This window comes from Lysobacter enzymogenes (assembly GCF_023617245.1).
GTDB lineage: Bacteria > Pseudomonadota > Gammaproteobacteria > Xanthomonadales > Xanthomonadaceae > Lysobacter > Lysobacter yananisis.
In genome coordinates this window covers 4,455,478-4,465,796 of the sequence record NZ_CP067396.1, presented here as the reverse complement: position 1 = coordinate 4,465,796, position 10,319 = coordinate 4,455,478, and the positions used below count along the sequence as shown (strand labels likewise).

Sequence of the window (10,319 nt, the reverse complement as noted above, 5' to 3'; positions counted from 1 at the left end):
TGGCCACGAATGCGAACACTCTTATGAACACCCCGCTTGTCAGCACTATCCCCGCCAGCCGCTGGCGCAACCTCGGCATCATCGCCCACGTCGACGCGGGCAAGACCACGCTGACCGAACGCCTGCTGTGGAAAACCGGCGCGATCCATCGCACCGGCGAAGTCCACGACGGCGCCGCCACCACCGACTTCGACCCGATCGAACGCCGCCGCGGCATCACCATCGGCGCGGCCGCCGTGCAAGCGCGCTGGACGCCGCACGACGGCGCCGAGCATCGCCTCACCGTCATCGACACCCCGGGCCACATCGACTTCGCCATCGAAGTCGAACGTTCGCTGCGCGTGCTCGACGGCGCGGTCGCGGTGTTCAGCGGCGTCGACGGCGTGCAGCCGCAATCGGAAACCGTGTGGCGCCAGGCGCGCCGCCACGGCGTGCCGCTGATCGCGTTCGTCAACAAGATGGACCGCATCGGCGCCTCGCTCGACAGCACCCTCGCGCAGATGCGCGAGAAGCTCGACGCGATGGCGTGGGCGCTCGGCGAAACCGTCGGCAGCGAATCCGAGCTCAGCGGCTGGATCGATTACGTGGCGCGCGAAAGCGTGCTGTGGGACGAAGCCGGCAACCTGTCGCGCCATGCGTGGAGCGATGAGGAGACCGCTCGTTTCGAGCCGGCGCGCCAGCGCCTGGTCGAAGCGGTCGCCGATCACGACGACGCGCTCGCCGAGGCTTTTCTCGACGGCCGCTCCGTCGACGTCGCGCTGCTCAAGGCCGCGTTGCGCCGGGCCACCCTGGCCGGCGCGGGCACCCCGGTGCTGGCCGGTTCCGCATTCAAGAACAAGGGCGTGGAACCGTTGCTCGACGCCATCGTCGATTACCTGCCGTCGCCGCTGGACCGGCCGGCCGTGCGCGCGCAAAGCGAACGCGGCGAAACCGAACTGGCGCCCGACGCGGACGGCCCGCTGGCCGGCCTGGTGTTCAAGATCGTGCAGCAGGAGCACGGCGCGCAGACCTTCGTGCGCCTGTACTCGGGCACGCTGCGGGTCGGCGACACGGTGTGGGCGTCGCGGCGCGAGAAGGCGCTGCGGGTCGGCCGTTTGCAGGTCGTGCAAGCCGACCGCGGCCAGGACGTGGAGGTGGCGTACGCCGGCGAAATCGTCGCGGTCGTGGGCTGGAAAGACGCGATCAGCGGCGAAACGCTCAGCGACGCCGGCGAGCGCCTGGCGCTCGACAGCATCCAGGCGCAGCCGGCGGTGTTGTCGTGGCGTCTGACCGCGGCCAACTCCGGCGACCTGATCCGCCTCGGCCAGGGCTTGGCGAGTCTGGCCCAGCAAGATCCCTCGTTCCGCGTCGGCACCGATGCGGATACCGGCGAGACCTTGGTCTGGGGCATGGGCGAGCTGCACCTGGAAGTGATGGTCGACCGCCTGCGCGAGCTGTGGAACGTCGATGTGCGCACCGGTTCGCCGCGCGTGGCCTATCAGGAAACGCCGAGCCGGGCGGTGCGCGGCGTGGAAGGCAAGCTGTCCAAGCAGACCGGCGGCAGCGGCCAGTACGCGCGCGTGGTCATCGACGTGGTTCCGCGCGAAGACGGACTTTTCGAGTTCGTCGACCGCACCGTCGGCGGCGTGGTCCCGCGCAACTTCGTCGGCGCGACCGAGAAGGGGCTGCGTGCGGCGCTGGCCGAAGGGCCGCAAGGCTTCCCGGTGGTGGGTTTGACCGTCAGCCTGACCGACGGCGAGACCCACGCGGTGGACTCCTCGGAGCAGGCGTTCCAACGCGCCGCCGCCGAGGCGCTCAAGGCCGCGCTGGCCCAGGCCGGCACGACCCTGCTCGAACCGGTGATGGCGTTGGTGGTCGACACGCCCGCGGGCAACGTCGGCGATGTGGTCGGCGACCTGCAGCGGCGTTCCGGCCGGGTGCTGTCGATCGACGACAAGGGCGGCCGCAGCGACGTGAGCGCGCGCGCGCCGCTGGCGCAGTTGTCGGGCTACACGACGACGCTGCGTTCGCTGACCCAGGGACGGGCGTCGGCCTCGATGGTGTTCGACGGTTACGAAACCGCGCGCGCCCCCAAGGCCGCCTGAGCCCGGCCCCGGCCGCCGGGTCGGGGCGCTTTGCATCATTTGGCCTGTTGGTCATGCCCCGCCGGACGCGCTCGTCGCGTTCGGCGGTTTTTTATGGCCGTCGGGGTAGGGCGGACCCGCCCGGCTGCGTTTTGAACCTAACTGGTGCGTTCAGTTGCCAGATAAACACCGGTTTTGTGCATTGCACAAAGACGGTGCGCGTGTGAAATCCAAGCGAAAAAAGACAAGACTTTTAACCTTCTTTATGGTTGACGAGTGATCGCCGTATCAGTTAGGTTGAGGTTAATTGAACGTTAACGTTCAAGTTTGGGGGCCGCCGCTGTCGCGGGGAACGACGACACCGGCCGGCAATACATAGAAAAAAACCACCGATCAGGGGGAAGCTCTAATGGCTTCACGCAATCCCGTCGCTCCGCGACGGCACCGTCTCAGCTGCGCGCTGCTCGCAGCGTTGATCCTTCCGAATGCCGGTCTCGCCCTCGCTCAGGACGTGGCCACCGACAAGGACGCCAAGCCGTCCGCCGAAACGCCGGCCTCGAACAACGCGACCAGCCTGGAGACCGTCACGGTCACCGGCTCGCGCATCGGCCGCGACACCTTCACCTCGGTCTCGCCGCTGCAGGTGATCACCCGCGAAGAGACCACGCTGGCGGGCTTCAACTCGACGACCGGCGCGCTGCAGAGCACGTCCGTCACCGGCGGCCAGGGCCAGATCAACAACGCCTACGGCGGCTTCGTGACCAACGGCGGTCCCGGCGCCAACACCATCGGCCTGCGCGGCATGGACCCGACCCGCACCCTGATCCTGCTCAACGGCCGCCGCGTGGCGCCGGCGGGTTCGCGCGGTTCGGTCGGTTCGGCCGACTTGAACGTGCTGCCGACCTCGATGATCGATCACATCGAAGTGCTGAAGGACGGCGCTTCGTCGATCTACGGCTCCGACGCGATCGCGGGCGTGATCAACATCGTCACCCGCAAGAACATCAACGAGTTGGCCGTCGAAGCCCAGTACAACGTGACCGAAGACGGCGGCGGCGACGAAACCCGCTACTCGCTGTCCTGGGGCAAGACCGGCGACCGCTTCAGCATCTCCGGCTCGTTCGAAGCCTACGACCGCAACGAGCTGACCCTCGGCGACCGCGACTGGACCCGTTGCAACACCGACTACCGCCGCACCGTCACCCGCGACGGCTCGGGCAACGTGACCGGCGTGGGCGAGTGGGGCAGCGCGGACTTCAAGGACCCGTTGACCGGCCTTCCGAAGTGCTACCCGATCACCGGCACCGGCTCCAACGGTTCGGCGATCAACTCCATCGGTACCGAACTGCGCCCCGGCGTCGGCGCGGCCGGCTCGGTCGGCAGCATCTTCAACCGCTGGCGCCCGAACTCGTCGGTGAACACCGGCCTGGTGGGCTTCGAGGGCGTGGCCGGCGGCGCGACCAACACCAACGTGCGCGACACCTTCGATCCGCGCATGCTCAACCGCTCGCTGATCTCGCCGGTGGAAGTCAAGACCGGCTTCGTCCAGGGCGCCTACGACCTGCAGGCGCTGGGCAACGCCGAGGTGTACTTCGAGCTGCTCGGCAACCGTCGCGAATCCAGCCAGACCGGCTACAGCCAGCTGACCCTGGACTACGCGCGCGGCAGCATCCTGTTGCCGTCGCAGTTGCAGAACGCCCTGTTCCAGGCCCAGCCGACCGAAATCAGCAGCGGCCGCCCGGTCGCGGTGCGCGCCTTCATCGGCTTCGGCAACAACCACAGCTCGCAGACGGTCGATTTCTGGAAGGCCACCGGCGGCCTGCGCGGCGACTTCGTGTGGACCGACTGGCGCTACGACTTCATGGTCAGCAAGTCGCGTTCCGACGCCGACTACACCTTCGATAGCTTCCTGACCGATCGCCTGGCGCGCAGCCTCGACGTGGTCGCGGGCCCGGGCGGCGTCGTCTGCCGCGATCCGTCGGGCGGCTGCGTGGCCGCGCCGTTCCTGACCACGCAGGTCATCGGCGGCAAGCTGCCGCAGGACTGGAAGAACTACGTCTACCGTCCGGTCACCGGCAACACCCTGTACGAAGAAAGCACCGTCAACTTCTCCATCGACGGCCCGCTGTTCGCGCTGCCGTACGGCGATGTGCGCGGCGCGTTCGGTATCGAGTACCGCCGCGCCAAGATCGACGACACCCCGTCGGCCGACGGCGTCGCCCGCAACCTGTACAACCTGACCTCGGGCGATCCGACCCGCGGTAAGGACTCGGTCAAGGAAATCTACGGCGAAATCGAAGTGCCGGTGCTGTCGGGCCTGAAGGGCGCCGAGGAACTGACCTTCAACCTGTCGGCCCGCTACACCGACTACAAGTCCTACGGCAGCGACAACACCTACAAGATCGGCGGTCTGTGGACTCCGCTCAGCTGGCTGACCGTGCGCGCGTCGTACGGCACCTCGTACCGCGCTCCGGCGCTGTTCGAGCAGTTCCTGGGCGCCACCACCGGCTTCCTGTCCAACTCCGTCGACCCGTGCAACAACTACGGCGTGGATCCGGAAGCGTCGATCTCGCTGGCCGCCAACTGCGCGTCGGAAGGCCTGCCGGGCAGCTTCAACGCCACCAGCGGCGTCACCGTCATCAACAACGGCGGCGCGGCGCAGGGCCTGAAGGCGGAAACCTCCAAGAACTTCACCGGCGGCATCATCCTGCAGCCGGAAATGCCGAAGAGCTGGGGCGACCTGTCGTTCGCGGTGGACTACTACAAGATCGAAGTCGAGAACGGCGTCGCTCGCGCCGGCGGCGCCGAGATCCTGGACCGCTGCTACAACGATCCGGACTTCCGCGCCGGTGGCGGCTTCTGCCGTCTGGTCGCGGCGCGCGCTCCGGGCAGCAACGCCCTGACCGTGCAGGACAGCTACGTCAACCTGGCCACCGACCGCGTGCGCGGCCTGGACTTCACCGTCCGCTACGTTCGCGACGTCGGCCCGGGCACCCTGCGCACCACCCTGCAGGCGACCCACTTCCTGGAGCAGTCCAACAAGCTGTTCGCCGAGGACGAGCTGGACGATTACAACGGCAACATCGGTTCGCCGTCGATGACCGCCACGCTCGACACCACCTACGACTGGAAGAACTGGAAGTTCCGCTACGGCCTGGAATGGGTCGATGCCATGCAGAGCTACGGCTACTACGGCCTCGACCGCAACACCGCGCCGTTCAAGATGCACACGGAGGATTACTACCTCTCGCACATCTCCGCCCAGTTCAAGCTGGACAAGTGGACCTTCACCGGCGGCGTGCGCAATCTGTTCGACGCCGAGCCGAAGAAGATCTCGCAGTCGGGCGCTTACAACCGCGTGGGCAACGCCCCGCTGTACAGCGGTTACGACTACGTCGGTCGCGCGTTCTTCCTGAACGTGCAGGCGAAGTTCTGATAGGTAACAACGGCCGCCGCCCCTAACCCGGGCGGCGGTTTTTTTTTGCCCGGAAGATAGGGGAGTCCTCATGGACAAAATGCATATGTTCAAGCGCCTCGCGCTCGGCCTCGCGCTCGCCGCGGCGGCGATCCCGGCCGCCCAGGCCAAACCGGCGGTACCGACCGTCGAGCAACTCGCCGCGTTCCCGCTGATGTCGAGCTTCACCCTCTCGCCCGACGGCAAGCGCATGGCCGCGCTGCAGGCGCGTGGCGAGGAGCGGGTGATCCTGGTGTGGGACACCGACGCGCTGGACAAGGCGCCGACCGTGATCGGTTCGGCCAAGATGAAGTTCAACGCGGTCAGCTTCATCAAGAACGACTTGCTCGCGGTGTCGCTGTGGCAGCCGTACGACCTGCGCGCGGATCGGCTGTACAAGACCTTCGCCAACAAGCTGATGATCACCGACCTGCAGGGCAAGGATTGGCACGAGCCGATGCCGCAGGAGCGCGCGGAAAGCCGCGACGAGCAGGTGCGGCAGGCGCTGGCGGTGCCGGCGATCCTCGATACCCTGCCCAACGATCCCGATCACGTGCTGGCGATGAGCACGGTCGGCTCCAGCGCCGGCGACGTGTACAAGGTCGATCTGCGCACCTGGAAGGCCGAGCGCATCCAGCGCAGCAACGAGCGCATCGGCGGCTATCTGACCGATTCGCAGGGCAACCTGGCCGCGCGCCTGAGCAACGACACCGATGGCAAGGGCGCCTTCGTCGCCGCCCAGTTCCGCGATCCCAAGAGCGGGCAGTGGACCGAGCACTTCCGCTCGTACGTGAAGGAGCGCGACGAGGTGCAGGTGGTCGGTTTCGCCGACGATCCCAACATCGCCTTCGTGCGCAGCAACATCGGCCGCGACAAGTCGGTGATCTACGAGTACGACATCGCCGCCAAGGCGCGCAAGGAGAACCTGTTCGAGCATCGGTTTTTCGACGCGTCCTCGGTGATCGTCAACCGCACCAAGGGCCTGGAAGGGGTCGGCCAGGGCGAGATCCTCGGCCTGCGCTACGAAGGGCCGCGCGAGAACGACGTGCAGTGGGTGCATCCCAAGCTCAAGGCGCTGGATCAGGCGCTGCGCGCGGCGTTGCAGCTCAAGCCGGTGCCGACCGAGTTCGTCGATCCGGCCACCGGCCAGGGCGCGACCACCGGCTACGATGCCGCGGCCGGCTACAGCCTGGTCGACTACTCCGCCGACCTGTCCACGGCCGTGGTCGCGGTCGAAGGGCGCGCGCGTCCGCCTGAGTTCTACCTGCTGCGCGGCGGCAAGCTGGCGGCGCTGGGCAAGGCCTATCCGCAGATCGATCCGGCCGCGTTGGGCGAGGTCAAGCTGGTCTACTACAAGGCCCGCGACGGACAGACCATCCCGGGCTTCCTGACCACGCCGAACAAGGAACTGTGCGGCGCCGGCCCGTGGCCGTCGGTGATCCATCCGCACGGCGGTCCGTGGGCGCGCGACGGCATGGGCTTCGACGGCTCGATGTGGGTGCCGCTGATGGTGTCGCGCTGCATGGCCGTGTTGCAGCCGCAGTACCGCGGTTCGCAAGGCTGGGGCCGCAAGCTGTGGATGGCCGGCGACGCCGAGTGGGGCCAGAAGATGCAGGACGACAAGGACGACGGGGTGAAGTGGCTGGTCGAGCAGAAGATCGCCCAGCCGGGCCGGGTCGCGATGTTCGGCTTCTCTTACGGCGGCTATGCGGCGTTCGCCGCCGCGGTGCGGCCGAACGGTTTGTACAAGTGCGCGATCGCCGGCGCCGGCGTGTCCGACATCCGCCGGATCTGGGCGCGCTTCTACACCAACCCGTTCTTCCGCGAGGCGCAGGCGCCGACCGTGGCCGGCCTTAGCCCGCTCGACCAGGCCGACAAGATCAAGATCCCGCTGATGATCTATCATGGCGATCGCGACCAGACCGTGCCGATCGAACAGTCGGAATGGTTCGCCGACAAGTCCAAGGCGTCCGGCCAGCCGGTGGAATACCACCCGATCGCCGACTACGCCCACGGCCCGGCGTGGACGCGCAAGATCATGGGCGACCAGCTGCAATTGATCGAGACTTACCTGAGCAAGGGCTGCGGCGGTTCGGGGCTGTAAGCCGCGCGTCGCAGGCAGCGAAAAACAAGGGGCGCCGCAGCGATGCGGCGCCCCTTTCGTTGTCGCGGCGTTGGACCCCGGCGCGCGGGCCGCTTACCAGCCGGCGAGCACCAGCTTGCCGATAGTCGCGCCCGATTCCAGCCGGCGGTGCGCTTCGCGCAGCGTCGCCGCGTCGATGCGGCCGAGGGTTTCGCTGTGCGTGCCCTGCAGTTCGCCCGCGTCGATCAACTGCGCGACCCGGTCGAGGATGCGGCCTTGCTCGATCATGTCGGCGGTGCCGAAGCGCGCACGCGCGAACATCATTTCCCAGTGGATGCCGATGCACTTGAGCTTGTACGGATCGCCGATCTTGAGCGCGCCGGCCGGCTCCACGATCAGGCCGACATGGCCCTGCGGCGCCAGCAGTTCGCCGAGCTCGTCCCAATAGCGGTCGGTGTCGGCGAGGTTGAGCGCGGCGTCGACCTGTTCGATGCCGAGCGCCTTGAGCTGCGGCGCCAGCGGCTGGCGATGGTCGATCACGTGGTCGGCGCCCATCTTGCGGCACCACTCGACGGTCTGCGGGCGCGAGGCGGTGGCGATCACTTCGAAGCCGGCGCGCTTGGCGATCTGGATCGCGATCGAGCCGACGCCGCCGGCGCCGGCGATGACCAGCAGGGTCTTGCCGCGGCCGCCGTTCTCGCTGTCGAAGGGCATGCGCTGGAACAGCAGTTCCCAGGCGGTGATCGCGGTCAGCGGCAGCGCCGCCGCCTGCGCCGCGTCGAGCGAGGCGGGCGCCGAGCCGACGATGCGCTCGTCCACCAATTGCAGCTCGCTGTTGCTGCCGGGGCGGGTGATGTCGCCGGAGTAGTAGACCTTGTCGCCGACCTTGAAGCGGGAGACCCGCTCGCCGACGGCTTCGACCGTGCCGGCCGCGTCGTAGCCGAGCACGCGCGGCTGCGCTTCCACCTGCGGCTTGGGCGAGCGCACCTTGGTGTCGACCGGATTGACCGAGACCGCCTCGACCCGCACCAGCAGGTCGTGGCCGCTGGCGACGGGCGCGGGCAGCTCGACGTCGGTCAGCGATTGCGGATCGTCGATGGGCAGGTAACGGGTGAGGGCTACGGCTTTCATTACGGACTCCGGGAAACGTGGGATTGCTGTGGGGACCGGGATCGCGGACGGCGAAGCCGGATTGTGCGGGATCGTGGCTTACGGTGTTGCGAAGCGCGCGGCCACGGTTGCGGGGATGCGTGGGCGGGAACGGCAAACGGGCGGTGGGGCCGCTCTGATGTCTGCACGCTGCCGCGGATGTGTGTCATGCCCTGCCTGGCTGCTTCGTTCAATGCGCGCCGAACAGAATCGCCTCGTCGAGCGAATCGGCCATGGCGCGATAGCCGGCATCGCCCGGATGCAGGCGGTCGCCGGAATCGAAAGCGGCCTGCATGCGCGCGGGGTGCGCGGGATCGCGCAGCAGGGCGTCGAAATCGGCGACGGCGTCGAATTCGCCGCTGTCGCGGATCCAGGCGTTGACTTGCTGGCGCACGCGTTCCTTGTGCGGATTGAAGTAATGCTTCACTGGCGCGTCCGGCAACGCGTGCTCGAACGGGGTCAAGGTGGCGCCGATAATGCGAACGCCGGCCTGGCGCGCGCGCGCGATCAGCTGGCGGTAGCCGCCGATCAGGCGCTGCGCGCTCATCGCTTCGCGCGCGGGCTCGAAGCTGCTGCCGGGCCAGCCGATGTCGTTGATGCCCATCAGCAGCACCACGCTGTCCGGGCGCTGGGCCAGCACGTCGCGTTCGAACCGCGCGAGCGCGTTGACGCCCATGCCGTCGTTCAACACCTGCGCGCCGGAGATACCGGCGTTGAGCACGGCGATGTCGCGCGAGGCCAGGCGCTGGGCGAGGAAGTCCGGCCAGCGGTGGTTGCGGTTGATGCTGGAGGCGGCGCCGTCGGTGATCGAATCGCCGAACGCGACCACGGTGCGCAGCGGTCGCGCGGACTCGACGTAGATGCCGCTCAGGTACGGGCGGCTGGACACCGTGTCGGCGCCGTCGAGCGCGGCCTGCGCGCTGCGGTCGCCGCGCGCGAGGTAGGCGTCCTGCCCGCCTTCCCAGTGGAAGCTGCGCAGCGCGGTGTCTTGCGGCAGGTACAGGCTGACCGCGAGTTCGGCCAACGCCGGCGCGCTGAGTTCGACCGGGTCGCTGAGTACCGGCGCGCCGGGCAGCAGGGTGACCTCGCCGCGGCCGCCGAAGGTCAGCGCGCGATCGCTGCCGGCATCGATACGCGAACCGCCGAGGCTGCGCGCGACGCGCGCCGCACCGATGACGACCGGCTCGCGCCCATAAGCGTTGGACAGGGCGATGCGCACGCGCGCGCCGCCGACGCTGATGCGCGCGACCTGGCGCACGGTCTGGTCGCGCAGCCGATCGGGGGCGTTGTTGGGCAGGACGAACCCGGCGGCCCAGGTCGCTTGCGGGCTGGCGGTCCAGGTGCCGATCCAGTGCGCGGGCTCGGCGGCGTGCGCGGGGGCGAGCAGGGACAGGGCGAGAGCGGCGGCGGCGAAAGAGCGGGGCAGGGGATTCATGATCGGCAGGCCGGGAAGGCGTCTGGATTCGACGCGGAAAAGTGGGGGTCTTGCTGGAAGGCGGTTTTGCTTGGTCGACGCGGCTTCGGCGCGGGCGGAGGTTCGCCGCCGTGTCGCGATGACGCTTGGAGTTCG

Annotated in this window: 5 protein-coding genes; 3 read left to right on the top strand and 2 right to left on the bottom strand. The window is 68.3% G+C overall.

The window, feature by feature from the left end:
• The first annotated feature begins 23 nt into the window (after nucleotides 1–23).
• The 3 genes from fusA to JHW41_RS18415 all read left to right on the top strand — a co-directional run bounded on the left by fusA (nucleotide 24) and on the right by JHW41_RS18415 (nucleotide 7,621).
• Complete coding sequence (gene fusA / locus JHW41_RS18425) at nucleotides 24–2,084, top strand: elongation factor G (RefSeq protein ID WP_250444288.1); 2,061 nt, start codon at nucleotides 24–26, stop codon at nucleotides 2,082–2,084.
• A gap of 490 nt (nucleotides 2,085–2,574) precedes the next feature.
• Nucleotides 2,575–5,499, top strand: a complete 2,925-nt coding sequence (locus JHW41_RS18420) for a TonB-dependent receptor plug domain-containing protein (RefSeq protein WP_250444286.1) — start codon at nucleotides 2,575–2,577, stop codon at nucleotides 5,497–5,499.
• 70 nt (nucleotides 5,500–5,569) lie between these two features.
• Nucleotides 5,570–7,621, top strand: coding sequence for an alpha/beta hydrolase family protein (locus tag JHW41_RS18415; RefSeq protein WP_250444284.1), 2,052 nt, complete (start codon nucleotides 5,570–5,572; stop codon nucleotides 7,619–7,621).
• 93 nt (nucleotides 7,622–7,714) lie between these two features.
• On the opposite strand, the gene JHW41_RS18410 is transcribed toward JHW41_RS18415, so the two are convergent.
• Both JHW41_RS18410 and JHW41_RS18405 read right to left on the bottom strand, forming a co-directional pair.
• Nucleotides 7,715–8,731 (bottom strand): zinc-binding alcohol dehydrogenase family protein, encoded by a 1,017-nt coding sequence (locus tag JHW41_RS18410; protein WP_250444282.1) that lies wholly within the window; start codon nucleotides 8,729–8,731, stop codon nucleotides 7,715–7,717.
• Nucleotides 8,732–8,939: 208 nt separating this feature from the next.
• Complete coding sequence (locus JHW41_RS18405) at nucleotides 8,940–10,184, bottom strand: SGNH/GDSL hydrolase family protein (RefSeq protein ID WP_250444280.1); 1,245 nt, start codon at nucleotides 10,182–10,184, stop codon at nucleotides 8,940–8,942.
• Nucleotides 10,185–10,319: the final 135 nt, after the last annotated feature.

Excerpts from the sequence above, each read along its gene's own strand:
- JHW41_RS18415 (WP_250444284.1), top strand. The coding sequence starts at position 5,570 with ATGGACAAAATGCATATGTTCAAGCGCCTCGCGCTCGGCCTCGCGCTC.
- fusA (WP_250444288.1), top strand. The coding sequence starts at position 24 with ATGAACACCCCGCTTGTCAGCACTATCCCCGCCAGCCGCTGGCGCAAC.
- JHW41_RS18405 (WP_250444280.1), bottom strand. The coding sequence starts at position 10,184 with ATGAATCCCCTGCCCCGCTCTTTCGCCGCCGCCGCTCTCGCCCTGTCC.
- JHW41_RS18410 (WP_250444282.1), bottom strand. The coding sequence starts at position 8,731 with ATGAAAGCCGTAGCCCTCACCCGTTACCTGCCCATCGACGATCCGCAA.